Annotated in this window: 25 protein-coding genes; 17 read left to right on the top strand and 8 right to left on the bottom strand. The window is 66.3% G+C overall.

Translation table 11 applies throughout. From position 1 onward, the window contains the following. The first annotated feature begins 44 nt into the window (after positions 1 to 44). The 5 genes from urtB to DK847_RS06210 are packed head-to-tail and all read left to right on the top strand — an operon-like array spanning position 45 to position 4,708. On the top strand, positions 45 to 1,637 hold the full coding sequence (gene urtB / locus DK847_RS06230; protein WP_111196918.1) for an urea ABC transporter permease subunit UrtB: 1,593 nt from the start codon (positions 45 to 47) through the stop codon (positions 1,635 to 1,637). Next, positions 1,634 to 2,752, top strand: coding sequence for an urea ABC transporter permease subunit UrtC (urtC, locus tag DK847_RS06225; RefSeq protein ID WP_111196916.1), 1,119 nt, complete (start codon positions 1,634 to 1,636; stop codon positions 2,750 to 2,752). The genes urtB and urtC overlap by 4 nt, the downstream gene beginning before the upstream one ends. Then, positions 2,749 to 3,495 (top strand): urea ABC transporter ATP-binding protein UrtD, encoded by a 747-nt coding sequence (gene urtD, locus DK847_RS06220; RefSeq protein ID WP_111196915.1) that lies wholly within the window; start codon positions 2,749 to 2,751, stop codon positions 3,493 to 3,495. The genes urtC and urtD overlap by 4 nt, the downstream gene beginning before the upstream one ends. A 2-nt stretch (positions 3,496 to 3,497) precedes the next feature. After that, the gene (gene urtE, locus DK847_RS06215; RefSeq protein WP_111196913.1) at positions 3,498 to 4,199 is read left to right on the top strand and encodes an urea ABC transporter ATP-binding subunit UrtE; all 702 of its coding nucleotides are present in this window, start codon (positions 3,498 to 3,500) and stop codon (positions 4,197 to 4,199) included. Positions 4,200 to 4,255: 56 nt separating this feature from the next. Beyond that, on the top strand, positions 4,256 to 4,708 hold the full coding sequence (locus tag DK847_RS06210) for an RbsD/FucU family protein (RefSeq protein WP_111196911.1): 453 nt from the start codon (positions 4,256 to 4,258) through the stop codon (positions 4,706 to 4,708). A 136-nt stretch (positions 4,709 to 4,844) separates the two neighbouring features. On the opposite strand, the gene DK847_RS06205 is transcribed toward DK847_RS06210, so the two are convergent. Next, complete coding sequence (locus DK847_RS06205; RefSeq protein ID WP_111196909.1) at positions 4,845 to 5,696, bottom strand: ribokinase; 852 nt, start codon at positions 5,694 to 5,696, stop codon at positions 4,845 to 4,847. Further along, positions 5,693 to 6,691, bottom strand: a complete 999-nt coding sequence (locus tag DK847_RS06200; RefSeq protein WP_245414535.1) for a sugar phosphate isomerase/epimerase family protein — start codon at positions 6,689 to 6,691, stop codon at positions 5,693 to 5,695. The genes DK847_RS06205 and DK847_RS06200 overlap by 4 nt, the downstream gene beginning before the upstream one ends. Before the next feature lie 72 nt (positions 6,692 to 6,763). Between DK847_RS06200 and DK847_RS06195 the strand changes: the two genes are divergently transcribed. The 4 genes from DK847_RS06195 to DK847_RS06180 all read left to right on the top strand — a co-directional run bounded on the left by DK847_RS06195 (position 6,764) and on the right by DK847_RS06180 (position 10,741). Next, positions 6,764 to 7,867: a M42 family metallopeptidase gene (locus DK847_RS06195; protein ID WP_111196905.1), complete on the top strand. Its 1,104-nt coding sequence runs from the start codon at positions 6,764 to 6,766 to the stop codon at positions 7,865 to 7,867. Next, positions 7,864 to 9,345 (top strand): FGGY-family carbohydrate kinase, encoded by a 1,482-nt coding sequence (locus DK847_RS06190; protein WP_111196903.1) that lies wholly within the window; start codon positions 7,864 to 7,866, stop codon positions 9,343 to 9,345. The genes DK847_RS06195 and DK847_RS06190 overlap by 4 nt, the downstream gene beginning before the upstream one ends. Before the next feature lie 185 nt (positions 9,346 to 9,530). Next, positions 9,531 to 10,346, top strand: a complete 816-nt coding sequence (locus DK847_RS06185) for a cyclase family protein (RefSeq protein ID WP_111196901.1) — start codon at positions 9,531 to 9,533, stop codon at positions 10,344 to 10,346. Beyond that, the gene (locus tag DK847_RS06180) at positions 10,346 to 10,741 is read left to right on the top strand and encodes a carboxymuconolactone decarboxylase family protein (protein WP_111196899.1); all 396 of its coding nucleotides are present in this window, start codon (positions 10,346 to 10,348) and stop codon (positions 10,739 to 10,741) included. The genes DK847_RS06185 and DK847_RS06180 overlap by 1 nt, the downstream gene beginning before the upstream one ends. Positions 10,742 to 10,869: 128 nt before the next feature. Here DK847_RS06180 and DK847_RS06175 read toward each other — a convergent pair whose 3' ends face one another. The 4 genes from DK847_RS06175 to DK847_RS06160 all read right to left on the bottom strand — a co-directional run bounded on the left by DK847_RS06175 (position 10,870) and on the right by DK847_RS06160 (position 15,950). Continuing rightward, entirely contained in the window at positions 10,870 to 11,739 is an 870-nt protein-coding gene (locus DK847_RS06175) for a carbohydrate ABC transporter permease (protein ID WP_111196897.1), read from the bottom strand. Further along, positions 11,739 to 12,851 (bottom strand): carbohydrate ABC transporter permease, encoded by a 1,113-nt coding sequence (locus DK847_RS06170; RefSeq protein ID WP_111196896.1) that lies wholly within the window; start codon positions 12,849 to 12,851, stop codon positions 11,739 to 11,741. Before DK847_RS06170 ends, DK847_RS06175 begins: the two co-directional genes overlap by 1 nt. Positions 12,852 to 12,915: 64 nt before the next feature. After that, on the bottom strand, positions 12,916 to 14,562 hold the full coding sequence (locus DK847_RS06165) for a type 2 periplasmic-binding domain-containing protein (protein ID WP_111196894.1): 1,647 nt from the start codon (positions 14,560 to 14,562) through the stop codon (positions 12,916 to 12,918). 326 nt (positions 14,563 to 14,888) lie between these two features. Then, positions 14,889 to 15,950: an ABC transporter ATP-binding protein gene (locus DK847_RS06160; RefSeq protein WP_111196893.1), complete on the bottom strand. Its 1,062-nt coding sequence runs from the start codon at positions 15,948 to 15,950 to the stop codon at positions 14,889 to 14,891. A 103-nt stretch (positions 15,951 to 16,053) separates the two neighbouring features. Between DK847_RS06160 and DK847_RS06155 the strand changes: the two genes are divergently transcribed. The 6 genes from DK847_RS06155 (at position 16,054) to DK847_RS06130 (ending at position 20,763) form a co-directional block, all read left to right on the top strand. Beyond that, a complete protein-coding gene (locus tag DK847_RS06155; protein ID WP_111196891.1) occupies positions 16,054 to 16,803 on the top strand; it encodes a creatininase family protein in 750 nt (249 codons plus the stop codon). Positions 16,804 to 16,910: 107 nt separating this feature from the next. Continuing rightward, positions 16,911 to 17,780, top strand: a complete 870-nt coding sequence (locus DK847_RS06150) for a DUF3618 domain-containing protein (RefSeq protein WP_111196889.1) — start codon at positions 16,911 to 16,913, stop codon at positions 17,778 to 17,780. A gap of 25 nt (positions 17,781 to 17,805) precedes the next feature. After that, positions 17,806 to 18,384: a hypothetical protein gene (locus tag DK847_RS06145; protein ID WP_146256061.1), complete on the top strand. Its 579-nt coding sequence runs from the start codon at positions 17,806 to 17,808 to the stop codon at positions 18,382 to 18,384. A gap of 8 nt (positions 18,385 to 18,392) precedes the next feature. Continuing rightward, positions 18,393 to 18,800, top strand: coding sequence for a phage holin family protein (locus DK847_RS06140; RefSeq protein ID WP_111196885.1), 408 nt, complete (start codon positions 18,393 to 18,395; stop codon positions 18,798 to 18,800). Positions 18,801 to 18,810: 10 nt separating this feature from the next. Then, positions 18,811 to 19,530 carry a hypothetical protein gene (locus DK847_RS06135; RefSeq protein WP_146256060.1) on the top strand — a complete coding sequence of 240 codons (720 nt, stop codon included), beginning with the start codon at positions 18,811 to 18,813 and terminating at the stop codon, positions 19,528 to 19,530. A gap of 117 nt (positions 19,531 to 19,647) precedes the next feature. Continuing rightward, on the top strand, positions 19,648 to 20,763 hold the full coding sequence (locus tag DK847_RS06130) for a THUMP domain-containing class I SAM-dependent RNA methyltransferase (protein ID WP_111196881.1): 1,116 nt from the start codon (positions 19,648 to 19,650) through the stop codon (positions 20,761 to 20,763). 156 nt (positions 20,764 to 20,919) lie between these two features. Here the strand turns inward: DK847_RS06130 and DK847_RS06125 are convergent, their stop codons facing one another. Further along, positions 20,920 to 21,546: a tetratricopeptide repeat protein gene (locus tag DK847_RS06125; RefSeq protein ID WP_111196880.1), complete on the bottom strand. Its 627-nt coding sequence runs from the start codon at positions 21,544 to 21,546 to the stop codon at positions 20,920 to 20,922. Between the two features lie 599 nt (positions 21,547 to 22,145). Here DK847_RS06125 and xsc point away from each other — a divergent pair. Next, positions 22,146 to 23,921 carry a sulfoacetaldehyde acetyltransferase gene (gene xsc / locus DK847_RS06120; protein WP_111196878.1) on the top strand — a complete coding sequence of 592 codons (1,776 nt, stop codon included), beginning with the start codon at positions 22,146 to 22,148 and terminating at the stop codon, positions 23,919 to 23,921. A 90-nt stretch (positions 23,922 to 24,011) separates the two neighbouring features. Continuing rightward, positions 24,012 to 24,770, top strand: a complete 759-nt coding sequence (locus tag DK847_RS06115; RefSeq protein ID WP_111196876.1) for a hypothetical protein — start codon at positions 24,012 to 24,014, stop codon at positions 24,768 to 24,770. Here the strand turns inward: DK847_RS06115 and DK847_RS06110 are convergent, their stop codons facing one another. Further along, positions 24,771 to 25,622 carry an amidohydrolase family protein gene (locus DK847_RS06110; RefSeq protein ID WP_111196874.1) on the bottom strand — a complete coding sequence of 284 codons (852 nt, stop codon included), beginning with the start codon at positions 25,620 to 25,622 and terminating at the stop codon, positions 24,771 to 24,773. Positions 25,623 to 25,630 lie beyond the last annotated feature (8 nt).

The raw sequence follows: 25,630 nt of genomic DNA, 5'->3' as shown, positions 1-25,630 counted from the left end.
AATCTGATCTCGCAAACTGATCTCGCAAACATTGGGGAGTTCCCATGCGGCGCCTCATCGCGGCAGTTCTGCTGCTCCTGCTCGCAGGCGGCCCGGCCTTGGCCGATCTGCGACAGGCGGTGAACGCGCTCGGCCAGGCGAAGCTCGCCGACATGGAGCAGGCCATCAAGACGGTGGCCGCCGAGCCGGGCGAGGCCAGTCAGAAGGCTCTCGATGCATTGGGCGATGGCAGTCTTTACGTGCGAAAGGCCGATCGCCAGGTGTTCATCGCCGTGCCTGCGGGCGATGGTCTCGCCCTCACCGATCCGGTGACGGGTGAAGCGGCGGGCGTGGCGCCGAAATCCGATCTCTCCAAGATCAAGATCAACAATGCGCTGCGCCGCCTGCTGAAGGCCGCGGCAGGTGGCTCGGAGCTTGCCAGCGCCGATCCCGCCAAGCGTCTCTCCGCCGCCCAGGCGGTGCTGAAATCGCGCGATGCCGCAGCACTTCCGGCGCTGGAGGAGGCACTGGGCAAGGAGACGGACGCCACCGTCAAGTCCGCCCTCGAGCTCGCCCGCGCCGCCGCCATCCTTTCGTCCGACCGTCCGGATGACGCGAAGCTCGCCGCCATCAGCACGCTCGCCGCCACGGGGAGCCGCGACGTCCTGCCCATCCTCGCCACCGCCGGGCAGGGCGAGGGCGTGGTGGCCGACAGCGCGCGGCGCGCCGCCTCCGGCATCGAGGCGACGCTCGCCTACTGGAACGTGGCGCAGAATGTCTGGTACGGCATCTCGCTCGGCTCCGTGCTGCTGCTGGCCGCCATCGGGCTCGCCATCACCTTCGGCGTCATGGGCGTCATCAACATGGCGCATGGCGAAATGGTCATGCTCGGCGCCTACACCACCTTCGTGGTGCAGGAACTGATCCGCGCCCGCGCGCCCGGCCTCTTCGATGCTTCGCTGCTGATCGCCCTGCCGCTCGCCTTCCTCGTCGCGGCATTGATGGGCATGCTGATCGAGCGCACGGTCATCCGCCCGCTCTATGGCCGCCCGCTCGAAACGCTGCTCGCCACCTGGGGCGTGTCGCTCATCCTGCAGCAGGGCGTGCGCATGATCTTCGGTCCCACCAACCGCGAGGTGGGCAACCCCTCCTGGGCCTCGGGCGCCTTCGAGCTTGGCCAGCTCTCGATCACCTATAACCGCCTGTGGCTGGTGCTGTTCTCGCTCGCCGTGTTCTTCGCGCTCTATCTCCTCCTCAACAAGACGGTCTTCGGCCTCCATGTCCGCGCCGTCACCCAGAACCGCCGCATGGCCTCCGCCATCGGCATCCGCACGCCGTGGATCGGCGCCCTCACCTTCGCCGTGGGCTCCGGCATCGCAGGCATCGCCGGGGTCGGCCTGTCGCAGATCGACAATGTGTCACCCGACCTTGGGCAAGGCTACTCCATCGACAGCTTCATGGTCGTGGTCTTCGGCGGTGTGGGCAGTCTCTGGGGCACGCTGGTGGCCTCGATGACGCTGGGCATCGTCAACAAGCTGCTGGAGCCCTTCGCCGGTGCAGTCCTGGGCAAGATCCTGGTCCTCGTCTTCATCATCCTCTTCATCCAGAAGCGGCCACGCGGCCTCTTTGCCCTCAAGGGCAGGTTCGTCGAGACATGAGCAGGCTTTCCCTCATCGCCGCGGCGATCATCCTCGGCCTCGCCCTTCTGGTGCCGCTGCTGAATCTGGCGGTGCCGGCGGAGCAGGCCTTCCACATCCCGGACTATCTCGTGCCGCTCCTGGGCAAGTACCTGTGCTTCGCCATTCTCGCGCTGGCACTCGATCTCGCCTGGGGCTATTGCGGCATCCTGTCGCTCGGCCACGGCGCCTTCTTCGCGCTGGGCGGCTATGCCATGGGCATGTACCTGATGCGCCAGATCGGTTCGCGCGGCGTCTATGCCAATCCGGTGCTGCCGGACTTCATGGTCTTCCTGAACTGGAAGGAACTGCCCTGGTACTGGTACGGCTTCGACATGTTCTGGTTCGCCAGCCTCATGGTCATGCTGGTGCCGGGGCTCCTCGCCTTCGTCTTCGGCTGGTTCGCCTTCCGCTCGCGCGTCACCGGCGTCTATCTCTCGATCATCACCCAGGCCCTCACCTATGCGCTGCTGCTCGCCTTCTTCCGCAACGACATGGGCTTCGGCGGCAACAATGGCCTCACCGACTTCAAGGACATCCTCGGCTTCAGCATCCAGGCGCCGTCGACACGCGCCGCGCTCTTTGCGGCCACCTGCATCGTCCTCGCCGCCTTCCTCCTGATGTTGCGCTGGATCGTTGCCTCGCGGCTGGGCAAGGTCATGGTGGCGGTGCGCGATGCCGAAAGCCGCACCCGCTTCATCGGCTACCGCGTCGAGCATGTGAAGCTCTTCGCCTTCACGCTTTCCGCCGTCATGGCGGGCATTGCGGGTGCGCTCTACGTGCCGCAGGTGGGCATCATCAACCCGGGCGAATTCGCGCCGGCCAATTCCATCGAGATCGTCATCTGGACGGCGGTGGGCGGCCGCGGCACGCTGGTGGGGCCGATCATCGGCGCCGTCACGGTCAATGCCGGCAAGACCTATTTCACCGCCGCCTTTCCGGACATGTGGCTCCTCGTTCTGGGGGCGCTCTTCATCTGCGTCACGCTGTTCCTGCCCAGGGGCATCGTCGGCACGCTGGCGGACTGGCTGGCGCGCCTGCCGCGCAAGGCGAAGGCCGGGAAGACGCCCACCGCCCTGCCGGAGGCCGCCGAATGAGCAGGCATGGCTCCATCCTCTATCTCGATGGCATCACCGTGAGCTTCGACGGCTTCAAGGCGCTGAACAACCTCTCCCTCATCATCGGGGAGGGAGAGATGCGCGCCATCATCGGCCCCAATGGCGCCGGCAAGACCACCATGATGGACGTGATCACCGGCAAGACCCGGCCTCAATCGGGCGAAGCCGTCTTCGGCGCCGCGGTCGACCTCCTCACGCGCGACGAGACGGAGATCGCGCGGCTCGGCATCGGCCGCAAGTTCCAGCGGCCCTCGGTCTTCGAAAGCCATACCGTCTGGGACAATGTCGAGCTGGCCCTCGCCGGCCACCGCGGCGTGGCGGAGGCGCTGTTCCACCGCCTCGCGCCGCAGGAGAAGCAGCGCATCGAGGAAGTGCTCGACACGGTGGGCCTGCTGTCGCAGGGCCGCCGCCTCGCCGCCCATCTCAGCCATGGCCAGAAGCAGTGGCTGGAAATCGGCATGCTGCTGGCGCAGGAACCGCAGCTGCTGCTGGTGGACGAGCCCGTGGCCGGCATGACCGATGACGAGACGGCGGAGACGGCGCGGCTTCTCAAGCGCATCGCCGGCAGCAAGGCCGTGGTGGTGGTGGAGCATGACATGTCCTTCGTGCGCGAACTCGGCGTCAAGGTCACGGTGCTGCACGAAGGCGCGGTACTGGCTGAAGGCCCGCTCGAGCAGGTGAGTGCGGAGCCGCGCGTCATCGAAGTCTATCTGGGCAGGTGAGGATGATCAGCCTCAACGTCTCCAATCTCGATCTCTATTATGGCGCCGCCCAGGCGCTGAAGGGCGTGTCGCTCGAGGTGAAGCCGGGTGCCATCACCTGCGTGCTGGGCCGCAACGGTGTCGGCAAGTCCAGCCTGCTGCGCGCCATCATGGGGTTGCAGAGGGTGAAGTCGGGCTCCATCGCCATCGATGGCAGGCCGATCGATGCGCTTGCCCCCTATGCCCGCGTCAGGTCGGGGCTGGGCTATGTGCCGCAGGGCCGCGAGATCTTCCCGCTGCTCACGGTGGAGGAGAACCTGCGCACCGGCCTCTCCACCGTGCCGCGTGCCGAGCGCTTCATCGACCCGGAGGTGCTGCGCCTCTTCCCCGTGCTGAAGGACATGCTGGCACGCCGCGGCGGCGACCTCTCGGGCGGCCAGCAGCAGCAGCTCGCCATCGGACGGGCGCTGGCAACCAGGCCGAAGCTCCTCGTGCTGGACGAGCCGACCGAGGGCATCCAGCCCTCGATCATCAAGGATATCGGCCACGCCATCCGCTACCTGAAGGAAACGAGCGGCATGGCCATCCTGCTGGTCGAGCAATATCTCGACTTCTGCCGTGAGCTTGCCGACCGCGTCTACATCATGGACCGCGGCGAGGTGGTGCATGGCGGCCCGGCGGAGGATCTCGACCGCGCGGACGTGCGCCGCCACCTGATGTTCTGAGCGGGTTGCAAGCCCCGCCACGGCTTGCGACAAGGGAGCACACACGGAGCCCCCGCATGCTGAAGAACATCCCCGCCACCCTGAGCCCCGACCTCCTCTGGTGCCTCGCCTCCATGGGCCATGCCGAGCGCCTGGTGCTGGTCGACCGCAACTTCCCCGCCCATGACGTGGCGCGCCACACCGCCACCGGCAAGCTGATCGAGCTTCCCGGCCTCGACATTCCGCAGGCGGCGCGTGCCATTCTCTCCGTCATGCCGCTCGACGACTTCATCCCCGATCCCGTCTCGCGCATGCAGGTGGTGGGCGAGCCTGACCGGCTGCTCCCCATGCAGGCCGAGGTGCACCGGATCGCGAGGGAGGCCGAGGGCAGGGACGTCGGCATGGAGGCGCTGGAACGCTTTGCCTTCTACGAGGCAGCAAAGAAGGGCTTCTGCGTCGTCCGCACCAGCGAGTTCCGCCCCTATGGCTGCTTCCTCTTCACCATGGGCGTGATTTTCGACGGGCGCTAGCGCACGTTCCCGGTTCAGCACACCTCCCCACATCATCATGGCCGGGCTTGTCCCGGCCATCCTTTTGCAGCGACGAAAAGGATCGCCGGGACGAGCCCGGCGATGATGGAGGAAGATGATGATGAATGCGGATCAGCTAGCCTTGCACCGTCGACACGAAGCGCCCCGCCGCCTCCGTCGCGAAGCGGCACGCATCCTCGATCCCGTCCCCCGCCGCCAGCCGCGCCGCGAGCGCGCCGCAGAAACAGTCGCCGGCACCATGGCTGGAGATCAGCTTCACCGGCAGGGCGGGGACATCGATGCGGGAGCCGTCGCGCGTCATCAGCATCAGCCCCTCGCCACCGCGCGTCAGCACCACGTCGCGGCTCCTGGCATGCAGGTGGTGGAGGGCCCGCGTCATGTCGTCCTCGCCCGAGAGCATCGTCGCCTCCACCCGGTTCACCACCAGCACGTCGACGAGATCGAGGAAGGCCGCCGACATCTGCCGCGCCGGCGCGGCGTTGAGCACGACGCGCCCGCCTTTCGCCTTCACCGCCCGCGCGGCAGCAAGGCTCACGGCCTCGGGGATCTCGTTCTGCAGCAGCAGAACCTTGGCATCCCACAGCGGCGCCCATCGCGTTGCCACCGCGTCGGCATCGATGGTGAGGTTCGCCCCCGAAACCACCACCGCGCCATATTCGCCGCCGTCCTCGCTGATCGCCACGCTCATGCCGCTGCCCTGCGTCGCGTCGATGCCGACATGGGTAATGTCGACACCCGCCGCCACGAGATTGGCCCGCAGCCTTTCGCCGAAATCATCCTGCCCCGTCTGCCCGCCAAACGCAGTCCTTGCGCCGAAGCGCGCGGCGGCCACTGCCTGGTTGCCGCCCTTGCCGCCGCACTTGTAGTGCCAGGAGGAGCCGACCAGCGTCTCGTCACGCCCCGGCAGCCGGGGCGCCGCCACCATGATATCGAGGTGCAGGCTGCCGACGACGGCGACGTCGATCATGCGCCACCATACAAGGCGTTCTGCAGGATGCGCTGGCTCGCCACCGCGTCCTGCGCCGCGATCGCCACATCGAGCGCCTGGTTCCCGCGCAGCCGGTCCAGCACGCGGCACATGCCCTCCACCGCGGAGATATTGGCCGCGCATTCCGCCACCGGGTCGAGCCCCACCGCATCGGGGAAGGTGTCGAAATAGATGGCATTGCGATAGCCGAGCTTTTCCAGCGTATGGAGCAGCTCCAGCGTCTGGATCACGTGCACGCTGCCGGCGACCAGCCCGTCGTCACGCTTGGCATAGCCGTCATTGAGGTGCACGCCCAGCAAGCGGCTGCGGCGGTGGATGAGCGAGGCCGCATAGGCCGGCATCTCGTCGGCATAGAGCACATGCGCGAAGTCCAGCGTCACACCCATGTTCTTCGCATTGACGTCGGACACCATCAGCAGCGTGGTGGCGACGTCGGGGAGCAGCGAGAAGGCGCGCGGCTCATTGGGCTTGTATTCGATCGAGATGTCGATCGCGGGGTTGTGTGCTGCGATTACGGTCAGCGCTTCTGCCGTCTCGTCCCACAGCCGCAGGTAATCGGCCTGGAAGGAATAGTCGAAGCCGTCCTGCCCCAGCCACAGCGTCATCAGGTCGCCGCCCGCCTCGGCCAGCGCATCGATCCCCCGCAGCGTCAGGTCCAGCGCCTTGGCGCGGATCGCCTTGTCGGGGTTGGTGAGCGCCCCCTTCTTGAAGCCGGGGTCGGAATAATAGCGCATGGCGAAGCCATTGAGGCTGATCCCCAGGCTGTCGAGCTTCGCCCGGATGTCCTTTGCGGTGGTGCCTTCCAGGTGGTCGGGAAAATTGAAGTCGACGGCGGAGAGCCCCGGCACCGTGGCGGCGCGCTCGATGAGGTCGAGCGAGGTGATGCGGTTCCTTCCGGGCCAGACCCTGGCGGCATCGGCCTTGAAGCCGTTGAGCCTGGTGGCATAGGCGAAGCGGGTCTTCTCTGCAGTCACTCTGGGCCTCTTGGCTTGCGGCATGTCCTTCCTTCCGTTACCAATTCGGCAGTGGAATTGAAAGGGAACGGCATGCAGGAGCGGATCAGGCGCTGGACGGAAGAGCTGATGATGATCCCCGGCCTCTCCGGCTTCGAGGGCACGGTCAGGCGCCATATCCGCGCCGAGCTGAAGGCGATGGGGATCGAGTCCCGCACCGACATGCTGGGCAACCTCATCGCGACGATCGAGGGTGACGTGGAGCTGCCCTCCGTCATGCTCATCGCCCACATGGACCAGCTGGGCCTCATCGTCCGCAAGATCGAGGCCAATGGCCTGATCCGCGCCGAGCGCGTGGGCGGCGTGCCGGAGCGCGCATTGGCGGCACAGGAGGTGCTGCTCTCGGTGGGCGGCGGCCTCAGCGTTCCCGGCATCATCGCCAACAAGAGCCACCATGCCACCACGCCGGAGGAGAAATATCGCGTCGTCCCCTACCAGGAGCTCTACATCGACTGCGGCTTCTCGTCTGCCGCGGAGGCACTGCAGGCGGGCATCAACATCGGCACCCCCATCGTCTACGCGCCCAATGTGGTGGAACTCGCGGGTGGCCGCATCGGCGGCACCTCGGTCGATGACCGTGCGGCCTGCGCGGTGATGCTGGAGCTCGCCAGGGCCACGCGCGAGATCTTCACGCTGCCGACGATCCACCTCGTCTTCTCGGTGCTGGAGGAGTTCAACCTGCGCGGCGCCGTGACGGCCGCCCAGGTGCTGCAGCCCGACATCTGCATCCAGCTCGATCTTGCTCTGGCCACCGACACGCCGGACATGGGCCAGCGCGGCGACGTGCGGCTGGGTGCCGGGCCGGTGATGAGCATGTTCAGCTTCCACGGCCGCGGCACGCTCAATGGCTGCATTCCGCATCCCGCCCTCGTGCAGCTGTTCCAGTTCACGGCGGACGCGGAGAAGATCAACCTGCAGCGCTCCGCCCATATTGGTGCCCTCACCGAAACCTCCTACGTGCAGCTCGTCGGCAAGGGTGTCGCGTCGATCGACATGGGCTTCCCCGCGCGCTACACGCATTCCGCCCTCGAGGTCTGCGACCTCGCCGACCTCGAAGGCCTCACGAGACTGCTGACGGCGGCGCTGACGCGCATCGACCGCAGCTTCACGCTGGACCGGGACCAGTTCTTCGAATGAAGCACTATCTCGGCGTCGACATCGGCACCTTCGAAACCAAGGGCGTGATCGTCAACGCCGCGGGCGAGATCGTGGCGCAGGCGTCGCGCGCCCACAAAATGCAGGTGCCTGAGCCCGGCTGGGCGGAGCATGATGCCGGCCAGGACTGGTGGGGTGACTTCGTCTTCGTGACGAAGAAGATGCTGGCGGAGAGCGGCATCGCGCCATCCGCCATCGCCGCCATCGGGTCGAGCGGCATCGGCCCCTGCATGCTGCCCGTCGATGAAAGCGGCACGCCGCTGATGAACGCCGTGCTCTATGGCGTCGACACGCGCGCGGCGCAGGAGATCGAGGACCTCACCCGGCAGATCGGCGCGGAGACGATCCTCGAGCGCTGCGGCAACGCGCTCACCTCGCAGGCGGTGGGCCCCAAGATCCTGTGGCTCAAGCGCCACCGGCCGGAGGTCTTCGCCAAGACCCACAAGATCCTCAATTCGAGCTCCTTCCTCGTCCACCGCCTCACCGGGCGCTATACCATCGACCATTATTCGGCCGGCAATTTCAGCCCCTTCTACCTGGCCGACAGGCAGGGCTGGAGCGACGAGCTGGCCCCCGGCATCATCGGCATGGACAAGCTGCCGGAGCTCCTCTGGACCACCGACATCGCAGGGTCCGTCACTGCGAAGGCCGCCGCCGAGACCGGCCTCGCAGAAGGCACACCCGTCATTGCCGGCACCATCGATGCGGCGGCGGAGGCGGTGAGCGTCGGCGTGCTCAACAGCGGCGACCTGATGCTGATGTATGGCTCCACCATCTTCATCATCCTCATCACGCCCGAACGCGTGCGCGACGGGCGCCTGTGGTATGCGCCCTGGCTCTTCCCCGGCCAGCATGGCGCCATGGCGGGCCTCTCCACCAGCGGCACGCTCACCCACTGGTTCCGCGACAATTTCGCGAAGGAGCTTGCCGCCGGGAGCGCGGTGGTGACGCTGGCCAAGGAGGCGGAGGCCTCGCCTCCCGGCGCCAAGGGCCTCGTGCTGCTCCCCTATTTCTCGGGCGAGCGCACGCCGATCCACGACACGAAGGCCAAGGGCCTCCTCTTCGGCCTCGACCTCACTCACACGCGGGCCGACATGTTCCGCGCCGTGCTCGAAGGCATCGCCCATGGCACGCGCCACGTGTTCGAAACCTATGCTGAAGCCGGCCAGTCACCGCGCACGGTCTATGCCGTGGGCGGCGGCACCAAGAACCGCGTCTGGTCGGAAGCGACCTCCGACATCAGCGGCCTGCGCCAGGTGCTGCGCCAGAAGACCATCGGCGCGTCATACGGCGATGCCTTCCTCGCCGCCCTGGCGCTCGGCGACGTGACCCCCGCCGACATCGACCGCTGGAACCCGGTCGCCTCCGCCATCACGCCGAAGCCGGAGCTGAAAGCGATGTACGACCGCCAGCACGCGGTGTTCCGCGGGCTCTATCCGGCGACGAAGCGGTTTTTGTAAGGCTCCCGCTCCGCCACATCCGTCATCCCAGCGAAAGCTGGGACCCAGCTTTCCGCGTGCTCTGACGTCCAAAGCTGGGCCCCAGCTTTCGCTGGGGTGACGAACGGGAGGGGAGGGGCGCGAACCCATTGCCACCTCCCCGATCCTGACCTAGCGTAGCCTCCGTCCATCAACGGAGAAACACCATGTGCAATGCCTGTGTCATCGAGAACGTGCGGCAGCAGGCCCAGTCCCGCCGCTCCTTCCTCGCACGCTCCGCGGCGGCGGGGGCTGCGGCATTGGCCGCCAGCGTCGTGAGCGCGCGGGAGACGCTGGCGCAGAGTTCCGGCAAGGTCGTCGACCTCACCCACACCTTCGATGAGAACTTCCCCACCTTCGATGGCAAGCCGGGCATCGAGATGGAGAAGGTCGTCGACTTCAAGACCAATGGCTACACCATCTACAAGCTCACCATCTTCGAGCATTCGGGCACCCACATCGATGCCCCGCTTCACTTCACCGCGGATGGCACCTCGGTCGCGGATCTCGCGCCTGAAAACCTCGTCTGCCCGCTCTGCATCCTCGACATCAAGGCCAGGGCGAAGGAGGATCCCAACGCCATGGTGACGAAGGCCGACATCGATGCCTGGGTTTCCGCCAACGGCGCCATTCCCAAGGGTGCCTGCGTCGCCATGAATTCGGGCTGGTCCGCCAAGGTGGGTGAGCCCGGCTACCGCACGCTGCCCGACGGCAAGTTCGCCTTTCCCGGCTTCTCGAAGGAGGCGGTGGATCTCCTGGCCGAAGCAGGTGCAGCCGCCATCGCGGTCGACACCCTGTCGCTCGATCCCGGCAGCTCGCAGGATTTCATCGTCCATAACACCTGGCTGCCCGGCGGGCGCTACGGCATCGAGAATGTCGCCAATCTCGATCTCCTGCCGGTGAAGGGCGCCACGCTCTTCGTCGGAGCACCCAAGCACCGCGGCGGCACCGGCGGCCCGGCGCGCGTCATGGCGACCTTCTGATGGCGACGCTTCCCTTGCTCGACGACGAGGCGGCGGGGCCGGAGGCCCGCGCCGTCTTCGACGACATCCGCGCCAGGCGCAACACGGATTACGTCAACAATTTCTGGCGCGCCCTCGCGCATGACCCGGCCCTTCTCAAGTCCACCTGGGAGCGCGTGCAGGAGGTGATGGCGCCGGGCGAGCTGGACCCGCTGGTGAAGGAGCTGATCTATGTGGCGGTCTCCACCGTCAATGGCTGCAGCTACTGCGTCCACTCCCACACCGCGGCAGCGCGTGCAAAAGGCATGACGCCCGGCCAGCACGCGGAGCTCCTGCGCGTCGTGGCGCTCGCCAGCCAGACCAATGCACTGGCCCATGCCCTGCAGGTGGAACCGGACGAGCGCTTCAAGGCGTGAAGCACCTCTAAATACTGTCATCCCGGCGAAAGCCGGGACCCAGCTTTCCGCGTGACGACCGCCCAAAGCTGGGCCCCAGCTTTCGCTGGGGTGACGTAACAAGGAGTGTGACGGAACGGATGAGCGCCCTACTTCACCGACCCCGAGGTCAGCCCCTTCACGATGTAGCGCTCGAGGAACACGCCGATGATGATCAGCGGCAGAATCGCGGCGGAGGACAGTGCGGCCATCGACCACCATGAGATTCCTTGCGAGCCGGTCTGGCTCGCCACCATCACCGGCAGCGTCTTGGCATAGCTGGACGTCAGGAGCGCCGCGAAGAAATACTCGTTCCAGCACAGGATGACGGAGAGGATGAAGGCCGCCACCATGCCCGGCAGCGCGATGGGCAGGATGATGCGGAAGAACGCACCCCAGGTGGAGCAGCCGTCGACGAGGGCCGCCTGTTCCAGCTCCTGCGGAATGGTGTCGAACTGGTCCTTCATGATCCAGATGACGATGGGCAGGACGGACAGCGTGTAGATGAGGATGAGACCCACCATCGAGTCGAGCAGTGCGAGCTCCTTGTAGAGCACGAGGAAGGGCATCGCCAGCACCACCGGCGGCAGGATGAGCTGGGAGAGGAAGAAGAACGAGATGTCGCGGTTCCGCCAGATCTTCCAGCGATAGGAGAAGCGGCTCAAGCCATAGGCCGCCATCGAGCCGAGGATCAGCGCCAGCACGGAGGCCCCCACCGAGGCCTGGATCGAGTTCCAGAAGCGCTTGAGGAATTCGGTGCGCGGTGTCGATTCGGTGAAGATCGTGTCGGGCGAAAGCCCGATGGCGCGCAGGCCCAGCCAGTTGGGCGTGAAGTCCACCCAGGGGATGATGTTCCCCAGCTGCACGTCCTTCGCCACCTTGAAGGTGGTGGAGAAGGTCCAGAAGATCGGGAACAGCGCGATGATCGTCCACAGGATCAGTGCCGCGTAGATCAGGAAGCGCTTCAGGGCGTAAGGCATCACACCGCCCTCTGCATGTAGCGGCTGGTGAATTTGAGGAGCAGCGCCACGAAGATGATGATGAGGATCAGGTACACCTCCGCGATCATCGTGCCATAGCCCACATTGGATCGGTCCTTGTAGACGCGGAAGATGTAGCTCGAGATCGTGTCGGTGGCACCGCCGGGCCCGCCCGAGGTGGTGTTGATCACGATGTCGGCGAGCTTCAGCTGGAAGATGATGCGCAGCACGATGGTGGTGACGGAAACCGGCAGCATCAGCGGGAAGGTGATCTGCCAGAAGCCCTGCCAGCCGGTGGCGCCGTCGACCTTGGCGGCCTCCTGCACGTCCTTGGGCAGCGCCTGGAGGCCGGCGAGGATCATGATCATCATGAAGGGGATCCACACCCAGGCATCCATCAGCGCGATCGTCGTCTTGGCGAGCCACGGCGTGGTGAGCAGCGTTGGCTGGCTCCAGCCCAGTTCGCGCAGCAGGTGGGTGACGGGGCCGAAGCGGTATTCCAGCATCGACTTGCCGATCATCCAGCTCACCGCCACGGGCGAGAGCATGAAGGGCAGCAGGAAGGCGACGCGGAAGAATTTCTGCGCCTTGATCTCGGCATTGAGCAGCATGGCAAGCCCGAAGGCGATCGCATACTGCACCACCACGGTCGCAACGTAGAACACCATGTTGCCGAGCGCGTTCCAGAAATACGGGTCGGCGATCAGCTGCCAGAAATTGTCGAGCCCGTTGAACTGCCGCCCGCCGGCCGATTGCAGGTTCCAGTCGGAGAACGCGATGTAGAAGCCGAAGAAGGTGGGGAAGATGACGAGCGCCAGGGTGAAGAAGAGCGCCGGCAGCACGAAGACCGCGCGCCAGCCCGCCTCGCCGTCGCGCAGCACGAGGCCGGAACAGAAGGCAACGCTCCAAACGATATAGGCGATGAACACCGGCTGCCAGTTGGTGAAGCCCCAGGAGGTGTAACCCATCACGTAGAGCAGCTGCACCGCACCGATGACGAAGAGCAGCAGTGTCGCGCTGCGGATCAGCAGGCTGCCCAGGCGCCGCCGCTCGGGCGAGACATGCTGTGCGACGGCCTCATGGCCCGGTGCTGCGGTGGAAGCGGAGGTCATCGTGAAACTTTCGGGGAAACAAAAAAGGGCCGGCAGCAGGGTGCTGCCGGCCCGGTGGCGTGGCTTACATGCCGAGCGATTTCTTGTAGAGCTTGATCTGGTTGTCGCGGCCGAGCTGGTCGGTGCGCTTCTCCCAGGCGGCGGCGATGGCGTCCGCCCCTTCCTGTGCCGTCATCTTGCCGGCATAGATGTTGGAGAGGATGTCCTCGGCCTCCGAGTAATACTGGAAGATGCCGGGGATGCGCGGCTCGATCGCGGCATTCGGGTGGTTGTAGGAATTGGCCTGCGAGGCGAGGTAGTTCGCGATGAACGCCTCGTCATAGCCCGCACCCACCCACTCCGGAATGTTGAAGTGGCTCTGGCGATAGGGCTGGAAGCCCGACGGGTAGGCCGCCATCCACAGCGAGATGTCCTTGCCGCCCAGGTGGGCAGCGAGCGACCAGGCCGCCTTCTGCTTCTTCGGGTCGGAATCGACGCGGGCCATCACGTAGATGCCCCAGCCGATATAGGCCATGTTCGGCGCGAAGTTCGGGCCCGAGGCGAGCGTCTCCCACTTGCCGGCGGCATGGTTGTAGACGTCCGGCGAGCCGGGCAGGATGTCGAAGGCGGTCTTGCCCTGGATGACGGACGAGTCATTGGTGTTGACGTTCGAGCCGATGTCGCCCCACCACGAGAGCATGGAGCCCGTGCCGGCGAGGAACTGCTGGAAGCCCGTGGTGCCGGGGTCGGCATTGAGCTGGTCGGCGGGTTCCGACGGCAGGCAGTCCACCACGTCCTGGATGGCGCGCACCCAGCCGGGGTTGTTGACCATCGGCTTCATCGTCTCCGCCTCGAACAGGAAGGCCTTCGAGTCGGGGTGCTTCACATAGGCCGTGGCGCGCGAGCCCAGGAAGTAGAAGCCGAAGCCGCCCCAGCCCTTGGCCGGGTCGAGATAGCCATAGAGGTCCTGGCCGTCGAGCTGCTTGCCCTTCAGGAACTTGGTCATGGCATTCACCTGCTGCCAGGTGCGGGGCTCGGCCCATTCGCCTTCGCCGCCGGCCTTCTTCCATTCCTCGGCCAGCGCCTTGTCGGCGAACACGTCGGAGCGGAAGTTGAAGTTGTGGCAGTCGCCGTCGCAGGAGACGCGATAGGTCTTGCCGTCCCAGGTGCCGACGGGCGCCTTGAGGTAGCCGACATAGTCATCCATGTCGATCTGCTTGGCCACCCAGTCCGGCATCACCGAGGCCAGGCCCTTGCCGCAGACGTCGCCTTCGAAGGGCGCACCCATCTCGATCACGTCGAAGTCCACCGTGCCGGTGGCGATCGCCTGCTGCAGGCGGGCATTGTAGTCGGCCTGCGCGAGGTCGATCCAGTTGATCGTCGCACCGGTGTAGTCCGCCCAGGCCTTGGACAGGCCGCGGAACAGCACGTTGTGGACGTTCTGGTTGTTGAGCCCCATGAACGACAGCTCGACGCCCTTGAACTCGCCCTCCTGCACGTTCTGCTTCGTCGGCCCGAGGCACATCTCGCCGACCTTCTGCCAGTCGGCATCCGTCGGCTGGCCCTTGCCCACGCCGGGGATCTTCAGGATGGCAGCGCGGATGTCGTCCTGCGCGAAGGCGGTGGAGACGTTCATCGCCGGGCCACCCACGGCGGCCATGGCGGCAACGCCCGCAGCGCCCTTCAGCACGGCGCGGCGGCTCATCATGTAGTTATAGAGTTCGACTTTCATGTCCTTGGGTCCTCCCTAGAGCGTCCGTTGCAGGTTGTTGCGATATCTCTCCCCGCCGCCTCACTTTTTTGAAGAGGCTCGCAGGGGCCGTCATGGAACGCTGCGCCGACTATGCAACAGGGATTTGCAATGTCAACGAAGGGGATGCGCGAAACTCCGCCGGCGGAGCAAGTAGTCGTGCAGCGCAATATGTGCGGCGCACAAGCTGTGTTCATTCCGCCTCTCCTCATCATGCCCGGGCTCGTCCCGGGCATCCTGTAGCTGCCGGCAGAAATGATCGCCGGGACACGCCCGGCGATGATGGGCGAGGAGAAATGCTCTCCAGGTCAGGAAATCCGACCACCTGTCTTCGCATCAAACAAATGCACCAGCGACACATCGGGCGACATCGCAATCGCCTCCCCCGGCGCCACGTTCACGCGCTCGCGGAACACGCCGGTGATCTTCTCGCCCGCCAGCTTCGCCACCACCTGCGTCTCGGAGCCGGTGGGCTCGATCACCGTCACCTGCGGTCGCAGTTCGCCGCCCAGCACCAAATGCTCCGGCCGGATGCCATAAACGGCCTCCAGCCCGTCCGAACCCGCCGGAACGGACGCCAGCGGCAGCCGCGTCCCGTCGGCTGCCTCGAAATGCGGCTGGCTACCTCCCCGGATCGTGCCCTTGAACATGTTCATGGCGGGCGAGCCGATGAAGCCCGCGACGAAGAGGTTGGCGGGCCGGTCATAAAGCTCGAGCGGCGAGCCCATCTGCTCCACGATCCCGTCATGCAGCACCACGATGCGGTCGGCCATGGTCATGGCCTCCACCTGGTCGTGGGTGACGTAGATGGTGGTGGTCTTGAGGCGCTGGTGCAGTTCCTTGATTTCGGCGCGCATCTGCACGCGAAGCTTGGCATCGAGGTTGGACAGAGGCTCGTCGAACAGGAACACCTGGGGTGCCCGCACGATGGCCCGGCCCATGGCCACGCGCTGGCGCTGCCCGCCCGAAAGCTGGCGCGGATAGCGGTTGAGATAGGGCATGAGGTCGAGGATCTCGGCAGCGCGCTTCACCCGCTGGTCGATCTCAGCCTTCGGCGTCTTCCTGAGCTTCAGCGCGAAGCCCATGTTCTCGGCCACCGTCTTGTGCGGGTAGAGCGCATAGTTCTGGAACACCATGGCGATGTCGCGGTCCTTCGGCGGCAGGGCGTTCACCACCTTGTCGCCGATCCTGATGTTGCCGCCGGTGATGTCCTCGAGCCCCGCGATCATGCGCAGCAGGGTCGACTTGCCGCAGCCCGATGGCCCGACGAGCGCCACGAATTCCCCGTTGGCGATGGGGATCGACACGCCATGGATCACCGCCTGCTCGCCATAGCTCTTGCGCACGTCAATGATGTCGACCGAAGCCAAGTCACGTCCCCCTTGAAGTGCGGGGTCTTGCGCCCCGCTGAGCGAGGGCGGAGACTAGGGCAGGTTTTTGACCCCGTCGAGTGCTTACTAGGGACTGCCGCCCATGCGCTATGAAATGATGCTCCCCCACCAGATCCGCGCCGCCATTGCCGCCAACACGCCCGTCGTGCTGCCGCTGGGCGTGCTCGAATACCATGGCGAGCACATGGCCGTGGGCATGGACACGCTCGCCGTCACCCGCGCGCTGGACCTCCTCGAGCAGGAGGCGGACATCGTCATCCTGCCGCCCTTCTACTATGGCGCGGCGAGCTATGCGGTGGAGCCGCCCGAAGGCACGGGCTCGGTGCAGGTCGACTCGACCGCCCTCCATCCCTTCGCGCGCGAGCTCTTCACCGGGCTCCTGCGCGTGGGCTTCCGCAACATCCATGCCTTCATCCATCACCAGACGGAGAATTTCGCCACCGGCATGCCCACCGACCTCGCCTTCAGGTTCGGCGCGAGGCAGGCGATCTTCGCCTTCCTCGAGAAGACGCGCGGCGAAGGCTGGTGGGGTGACGCGGCGATGGCCGATTACTATGCCCGGCAGGCCGGCGGGGCCGATCCCTTCAACTGGATCAAGATCCACCCCCTGATGACGCGCGACACGATCGAGCAATATCCCTTCGACCATGCGGGCGAGGGCGAGACCTCGCTGATGCTCGCCATGTGCCCCGAGGCGGTGGACATGGCGAAGCGCGATGACGCGCGCTGGTACACCGCCACCGCAGCCAGGGCCACGGCCGAGACGGGTGCGCGCGGGCGTGACCTCATCCTCGCCCACATGCGCCGCGTGCTCGGCCTCTCAACCTTGTGATGCCGCCGCGCGCAGGCGGTTGAAGCCGGCCTTGCGCCGGCTTGGAACGATCCGCATCGCCCGGAGTTTGTGCCCCATCAGCCGACAACTGCATTGGGGTTAAGAGAATGGCGACAACCAGCAACAACTCCCTCAGCGAACTCGAGCGCCGCGCCGAAACGACCCGCGCCGAACTGGCGCAGACGGTGGACGCGCTCCACAACCGCATCTCGCCCTCCGCCATCAAGGCGGACGTGAAGAGCTACATCCGCGACAACCCGCTGCAGGCCGCCGCCCTCGCGGTGGGTGCGGCCTATCCGATGTGGCGCCTCATCGGCGCCATGCCGGCGCCCGTGCTTCTCATCGGCGCCGGCCTCGCCATGGCGCGCCGCAGGGATGCACACGCCTCCGGCTATGCTTCCGGCAATGGCAGCGCCATGGTGTCGGGCCTCCGGGACAAGGCCTCCGACCTCACCTCCAGCCTCGCGGAGAAGGCGCAGGACACGGTGGACAGCCTGCGCAGCAAGGTGTCGGACACCGCGAGCCGCACCACCGACACGCTGGCCAGCACGTTGGACAGCACCCGCCAGACCGCCTCGGACACGATCCACCAGGTCAGCGACCGCGCCGGTGAAACCTTTGCGCGGGCCAGCGAGCAGCTCTTCGACACGGTCGAGCGCCATCCGCTGCTCGTCGGCGGTGTTGCCTTCGCAGTGGGCAGCATCGTGGCCGCCGCCGTGCCCGTGTCGCGCCCGGAACGCCGCCTGATGGGCGAAACGGCGGAGGACGTCCGCCGCCGCTCGCAGGAGCTTGCCATGCAGGGCCTGCGCCAGGCCAGGGATGTGGCCCGGCAGGTCTACGAAACGGCATCGGAGGAGATCCGCCAGGAAGGGCTGACGCCCGAGGCCGCGCGCCGCACCGCCCGCACCGCAGTCGACAGCGCGCGCGAGGCGATGGAGCGCACCGCCTCCGGCCCCGGCTCTGCCAGCCGGTCCTGATCCAACCAGCATTCGGGAGATGAACATGAGCAACATCGACAACACCATGAACCAGAACCAGCCGTCCTCCGGCTTCGAGGGCATGGCCGAACAGCACCCGGGCCTGGGCGGCAGCCCTGGCGGGGTGCGCGGCATGGCGTCGAAGGCCGGCGAGAAGATCATGGACACCGCCGAGCGCCAGAAGGCGGTCGGTGCCGACTACGTCGACTCCATCGCCGGGGCGGTGCGCCGCGCTGCGGGTGAATTCGAGGGCCAGGTGCCGCAGGCCGCGGACTATATCCGCTACGCCGCCGACCAGATTGAGACGATGTCGGACTCCCTCCGCCGCCGCGACATCGGCCAGATGATGCAGGACGTGCAGTCCTTTGCCCGCCGCCAGCCCACCGCCTTCCTGGGGCTCAGCTTCCTCGCGGGCTTCGCGGCCATCCGCTTCCTCAAGAGCGGCGCCTCGGGTGCCGGCACCTCGTCGGCCGGCGGTGAAAGCTGGCGCGCGCAGGAACCGGTCGACTCCGGCCGCTATGGCGCCACCGCGGGCGCGGGAATGGGTGAGGATCGCTTCGGCGCCTCGCAGTCTCCCGGCATGACGCCCGGCGTGGGCCTGTGAGGCAGGCCATGGCATCGGCATATGACAATCGCCCGCCGGAGACCAAGCCCGTCTCGGAGCTGATCTCGGATGCGCTGGGCCAGTTCTCCCGCCTCGTCAGGAACGAGGTGGCGCTGGCCCGCGCCGAGATGACCGACAAGGCGAAGCAGGTGGCGCGCGGCGGCGCGATGCTGGGGCTCGCCGCCTTCGTGGCGTTGCCGGCGCTCGGCGTCCTCATGCTGGCGCTGGCCGCCGGGCTGCATGAGCTGGGCCTCGCCTGGTCGCTCTCGTACCTGATCACGGCCGTCGTCGGCTTCGTCATCGCCGGCATGCTGGCGATGGTGGGGATGAGCCGCCTCAAGGCGGAGGCGCTGGTCCCCAGCCGCACCATCAACCAGCTTCATCGCGACGTCGGCACGATGAAGGAACACATGTGAGGGAATGGCCATGACCATGATCGAAGAAACCGTCGTCGTCGTCGAGGCCCCCGCCATGCGCGGCCCCCGCCGCGACAGGGATGACATGATGACCGCCTTCACCGATGCGGTGCGCGACAACCCGGTCCCCGCCGCCCTCATCGGCATGGGCGCCCTGTGGCTCTTCGCCGGCGGCGGCCGCATGACGCTGTTCGGCGGCCGCCAGCAGTCCTCCCTCGTCGGCACGGTGGCGCATGGCGCGGGTTCGGTGGCTCATGGCGCCAGCGGCCTGGCGCAGGGTGCCGCCCAGTCGGTCAGCAGCATGGGCCACACTGTCGCCTCCGGCGTCTCTTCCACCGTCGGCGGCTTCGCCGAGGCGGTGAGCGACACCGCGAGCCGCATGGGCGACTATCTCGGCAGCACGCTGCATGGCGTTGACGCGCAGGCGGAATACCGCAACCCGAACTTCAGCCGCGGCGGCGATACCTCGCTGCGCGGCGCGATGGGTGACATGACCGGCGGCCTCAGGGACATGTTCGAACGCCACCCCGTGGCACTGGGTGTGGCGGGCCTGGCGCTCGGCGCTGCCGTCGCCGCCTCGCTGCCGCTCACCGCCACCGAGCGCGACACGCTGGGCCAGGCGAGCGAAGCAGTGAAGGGCAAGCTCGGCGAAGCCGCCGAACAGGCCCGCGACGTCGCCGCCGCCGCCGTCAGCGAAGTGCGCGGCGCTGCGAGCCGCGGGCCGGGCTGATCCCCGCTCCCAACTCGTTCGTCCTCTCCCCCGCAGGGGGAGAGGGCAGGGCGGGCGTGGTCGCCTGCCCTGCGAATGAGGCATGGCCCCGCCGCGGCTTTCGGGTTATGCCGCCGCATGGCCTTAGCCCCCGATTTCGACATCTTCCTCATGGCCCCGCCCGGCCTCGAAGCAGCCCTTTATGACGAGGTGCGCCAGCACCGCTTCAAGGCCGCGCGGCAGGTGGCGGGCGGCGTCATGGTCAAGGGCACGTGGAAGGACGTGTGGCGTGCCAATCTCGTGTTGCGCGGCTGCGGCCATGTGCTGGCCCGCATCGGCTCCTTCCGCGTGATGCACCTCGCCCAGCTCGACCGGCTGGCGCGCGAATTTGCCTGGGGCCAGGTGCTGCGCAAGGACGTGCCGGTGCGGGTCGAGGCCAGCTGCGCGCGCTCGAAGATCTATCACTCGGGTGCCGTGGTCCAGCGCATCGCCCGCGCCATCGCGGAAGAATTCGGTGCAGCGATCGACGATGATGCCGGCGTCATCGTCAAGGCCCGCATCGAGGACGATCTCTGCACCCTCAGCATCGACAGTTCGGGCGCCTCGCTCCACAAGCGCGGCCACAAGGAAGGCGTCGGCAAGGCGCCCCTGCGCGAGACGCTGGCGGCACTCTTCCTCCGCCAGTGCGGCTTCACGGGCGAGGAGCCGGTGGTCGACCCCATGTGCGGCTCCGGCACCTTCGTCATCGAGGCCGCCGAGATCGCAGCCAGTCTCGATCCCGGCCGCACCCGTGCCTTCGCCTTCGAGAAGCTCGCCACCTTCGATGCGAAGCTGTGGGCGGAGATGAAGGCCAGGTCCCGGCCGCGCGTGCCGCCCGTCCGCTTCTTTGGCAGCGACCGTGATGCGGGCGCCATCCGCATGGCGCGGCAGAATGCCGAAAGGGCAGGGGTCAGCGCCTTCACGGAGTTCAAGCAGCAATCGGTCAGTGATCTCGTGCCGCCGCAAGGCCCTCCGGGCCTCGTCATCGTCAACCCGCCCTATGGCACGCGCATCGGCGACAGGAAGCCGCTGTTCGCGCTCTATGGTGCCCTCGGGCAGGTGCTGAAGCAGCGCTTCTCCGGCTGGCGCGTCGGCCTCGTCACGACGGACGCCTCACTGGCCCGCGCGACCGGCTTGCCCTTCCTGCCGCCTCAGCCACCGGTGCTGCACGGCGGCCTGCGGGTCACGCTGCACCGAACCTCACCGCTGCCCTAGGGCCCGTCAGAGCTCCCCTCCCCACAAGGGGGCGGCAAACACCATGGTGCCCCTACGACCAGCTGGCCGCGAAGGCGCCCACCGCGATCAGGATGATGATGCAGGTGATCACCCAGTGCTTGGCCGTGAACTGATGCATGATCATGGCGCTGCGCCTTACTTCTGCATCTTGGGGGCGAAGGCCTGCACCATCAGCTTGGCCTGCTTCACCTGGTCGGGCGTCATGCCCTTGGCGATCTGCTCGATGTAGTTCGCCGCATTGTCGAAGCCCGGCTCATTGGCGCAGAGGTCGAGCCACATGTAGGCGGCGATCGGATCGGGCTTCACGCCGCGGCCCTTCCAGTAGGCGAGGCCCACTTCGTACTGCGCCTGCGGCTCGCCCTGGTTCGCCGCCATGAGCAGCCAGTTCATGCCGGCGGCCTGGTCCTGCTTGACCACGTCCTGGCCCTTCATCAGCCACCAGCCGAGCTTCAGCTGGGCGTCCACATTGCCCTTCTTGGCGGCTTCGCCCCACCAGTAGATGGCCTGCTTGTTGTCCTGCTCGACACCGTTGCGGTTCTCGCCCTTCTGGCCCCAGCTGCGCGGGCCATACATCTCGCCGATGAGGTAGGCGGCTTCGGCATTGCCGTCCTTGGCATAGGGCAGCAGCAGGCTCAGCGCCTTGCCATAGTCCTCGCTCTGGAAGGCGGTCATGCCGTCCTGATAGGCATCGGCCCAGGCCGTGCCGCTGGCGGCAGCCATGATGGCCAGGGCAAGGGCGCCGGCGCGAAGGTCGAACGTCATCGGAAAACTCCTGTTCAAGACCGCCCCGGGGCTTCCCCCGCTGCGGGTGTCATCTCAACTCCACCTCTACGGCAGGGTGCAGGGCAGGGCAATAGGCCCATACCCTTACCCACGGGGGCCGGTCACCCAACCCCCTGTCGTACTGTCGCCCCCCACTCCCCTCTGGCTCGTCACCCCAGCGAAAGCTGGGGCCCAGCTTCGGGCATCGGCCACGCGGAAAGCTGGGTCCCAGCTTGCGCTGGGATGACGGCATGAGGTGGGTTGTCGCCGTACAACCGCCCCACCTTCCCATCCATCGCGCAACAAAATTACGCAACGCCGGCCGATTATGGCCAGTTGATGTCCGCATCCCGGCTTCCCAACCTTGCGCAACAAAATTTCGCAACCCTGCGCGGTTGCACCTGCCCGCCGGGGACCGTGTCAACAACAACAAGGTTTTTGCATCCGAAAACACATCCGCCCGCAACATCCATCACCCGCTTTGCATCACCCCAACGCCCCCGGTTGTGGACCGCGGTGTCCCCATCCTCTGGTGCTAGTCTGGTACCAGTCAGGAGCGCTACAAGGCCACCAACCAGATTCACCCGAGGAAGCACCCCATGCGCATGACCACCGAAGAAGCCTTCGTCAAGGTTCTCCAGATGCACGGCATCGAGCATGCCTTCGGCATCATCGGTTCGGCCTTCATGCCGATTTCCGACCTCTTCCCCAAGGCCGGCATCACCTTCTGGGACTGTGCCCACGAGGGCTCGGGCGGCATGATGGCCGACGGCTACACCCGCGCGTCTGGCAAGATGTCGATGATGATCGCGCAGAACGGCCCGGGCATCACCAACTTCGTTACCGCAGTAAAAACAGCCTATTGGAACCATACGCCGCTTCTGCTGGTCACCCCCCAGGCCGCCAACAAGACCATCGGCCAGGGCGGCTTCCAGGAAGTCGAGCAGATGGACCTGTTCAAGGACATGGTCGGCTACCAGGAGGAGGTGCGTGATGCCTCCCGCGTGGCGGAGGTCTTGAACCGCGTGATCATGAACGCCAAGCGCCTCTCGGCCCCGGCCCAGATCAACATGCCGCGCGATTTCTGGACTCAAGTGATCGACATCGAACTCCCCGCCGTCGTCGCCTTCGAGCGCCCGTCGGGCGGCGAGGAGGCCATCGCCGCAGCCGCTAAGTTGTTGTCGGAAGCCAAGTTTCCGGTCATCCTCAACGGCGCGGGCGTCGTGCTCGGCGGCGCCATCCCGGCCTCGAAAGCGCTGGCCGAGAGGCTTTCCGCCCCGGTCTGCGTCGGCTACCAGCACAACGACGCCTTCCCCGGTTCGCACCCGCTCTTCGTCGGCCCGCTCGGCTACAACGGCTCCAAGGCCGGCATGGAGCTGATCAAGCAGGCGGACGTGGTGCTGGCGCTCGGCACCCGCCTCAACCCCTTCTCGACGCTCCCGGGCTATGGCCTCGACTACTGGCCCAAGGAGGCCAAGGTCATCCAGGTCGACATCAACCCCAACCGCATCGGCCTCACCAAGAAGGTGACCGTCGGAATCGTGGGTGATTCCAAGAAGGTAGCCGAAGGCATCCTGGCCAAGCTGTCGCCCTCCGCCGGCGATGCCGGCCGCGAGGAGCGGAAGAACCTGATCGCCCAGACGAAGTCGCGCTGGGCCCAGCAGCTCTCCTCCATGGACCACGAGGAAGACGACCCCGGCACGACGTGGAACGAGCGCGCCCGCAAGGCCAAGCCCGACTGGATGAGCCCCCGCATGGCCTGGCGCGCCATCCAGGCGGCGCTGCCCAAGGAGGCCATCATCTCCTCCGACATCGGCAACAACTGCGCCATCGGCAATGCCTATCCCACCTTCGAGCAGGGCCGTAAGTATCTGGCGCCAGGCCTTTTTGGCCCCTGCGGCTATGGCCTGCCCTCGGTCGTCGGCGCCAAGATCGGCTGCCCGGACGTGCCCGTGGTCGGCTTCTCCGGCGACGGCGCCTTCGGCATCGCGGTGACGGAATTGACCGCCATCGGCCGCAAGGAATGGCCGGCCATCACCCAGGTGGTGTTCCGCAACTACCAGTGGGGTGCCGAGAAGCGCAACTCGACCCTCTGGTATGACGACAACTTCGTCGGCACCGAACTCGACACCCAGGTGAGCTACGCCGGCATCGCAAAAGCCTGCGGACTTCAAGGGGTTGTCGCCTACACCATGGACGAGCTGCGCGATGCGCTCGCCAAGGCGATCGATGACCAGATGAAGCACGGCAAGACGACCCTCATCGAGGCCATGATCAACCAGGAACTGGGTGAGCCCTTCCGCCGCGACGCCATGAAGAAGCCCGTTGCCGTGGCCGGCATCGACGCCAAGGACATGCGGCCGCAGACCGTGTAAGTCTCGGTACGGGGCCCGGGATTCCGGGCTCCGTCACGCTTTTGCTGCATTCCCTTGGTGTGAGGGCGGGCGTGAGGAACAGGGACACCCATGGCTGAATCGCCGAAGGCATCGGAAATCCGCGAGCGCGCCCGCGCGTGGCGCGACATCATGCTCCAGATGACGGCCACCATCATGATCCCGCTGACCATCGCGGGGATGGGCCTCTACTACACGCGCTGGCAGCAGAACGTGAATGATCTCAAGACGATGATCGATCTCGTATCCGACGACAAGCCGGAGCGCCAGAAATACGGGATCGCCATGTTCGAGTACCTGCTGAAGAACGACAAGGTGCCCGTCGAGTTCGTGGCCGCCCAGCTCGACTACGCCAACAACGCCTCCGACCCGCAGCTGCTGCCCGCCATGGAGCGCGCGCTCACCGCCGCAGCCCAGACCAACACCAATGTCCAGGCGGTGTTCAAGGAGGCCGTCGGCCGCCTGCCGTCGCGGGTTTTCGTCAATGTTCTCAACGAGCAGCAGCGCGCCTGCTTCTCGAAGCTCCTGACCGGCCTCAAGGATACCGATGGCGCGGCCATCACGGTGCCCTCCATCGCCATGGCGAAGTGGGATGGAAAGGTGAATGAAATCCGCGCCATGAACGATGACGACGTGCCCAAGGCCGAAGCCATCGCCAACTGGCTGCGCAACATCGGCTTCGACATCCAGGTGGTAAACCTCACCAACATCTGGTCCGGCGCCAAGAAGGTGCGCCCCAACACCTTCGAGATCTGGTTCGGCGACAAGGACCTGCCGCCGATCTGCACCGGCAAGCAGGCCGCCATCCAGTCGCCGCCGCCGTCGAACTAGCTACAGGCGATAGGCGCGAATTCCGTTGTCACGGAACAGCTTGCGCCTTTCCTCCGGCGTCGAGCCCGAAGTCGCCCAGTCAAGCACCTGAATCCAGTCGGTATATTTTCCTGCCAGCTCCGCCACCGGCCAGTCGCCGCCATACATGATGCGGTTGAAGCCGAAGCTCTCGATGACGTGGTCGATGTAGGGCCGCAGCTGTTCGCGGGTCCAGTTTTCGTGGTCGGCCTCGGTGGTGACGCCCGAGAGCTTCACCATCACATTGGGGATCTGCGACAGTTCGCGGATGTGCCGCTTCCATGGTTCCATCAGGCCATCCTTGATGCCGGGCTTCCCGATGTGGTCGAGGATGAAGGATACCTCGGGGCAGCGGCGGATGAACTCGATCACATTGCCGAACTGATGGTGGTAAATGCAAACGTCGAAGCTGTAGTTATACTTGGGCAACAGTTTCGTCGCCGCAATGAAGTCTGGCCGCAGCACGAATTCGGGGTCGCTCTTGTTCTGGATCAGCCGCCGGATGCCACGCACCACCGGAAACCCGGACAGCCTTTCAACATCGGCCTCGAGCTTTGGCCCTTCCTCGAGCGGCAGCGAGGCGACGCAGCCCTTCAGCCGCGAGTCGCCCTGGGCGAGTTGCTGCACCCACTCCGCCTCGTCCATGTGCTGGGGATAGTCGACGTCGACCTCGACGAAGACCATGCTCTCGATGACGTAGGGCTTCGCGGCCTGCTCAAGATCATGGATGGTCCAGTCGCGCCCGAGCTTCGGGGCACCCGACGCCCAGCCATACTTGAACTTCGAGGTGTCCAGCAGGTGGACATGGGTGTCGGTGATGGGGAAATCGATCATGCTGCTCC

Origin of the sequence: Aestuariivirga litoralis (genome assembly GCF_003234965.1) — a bacterium.
Taxonomy (GTDB): domain Bacteria; phylum Pseudomonadota; class Alphaproteobacteria; order Rhizobiales; family Aestuariivirgaceae; genus Aestuariivirga; species Aestuariivirga litoralis.
Note: the sequence above shows the minus strand (reverse complement) of the source record. Positions and strands in the feature narration are given on the sequence as shown.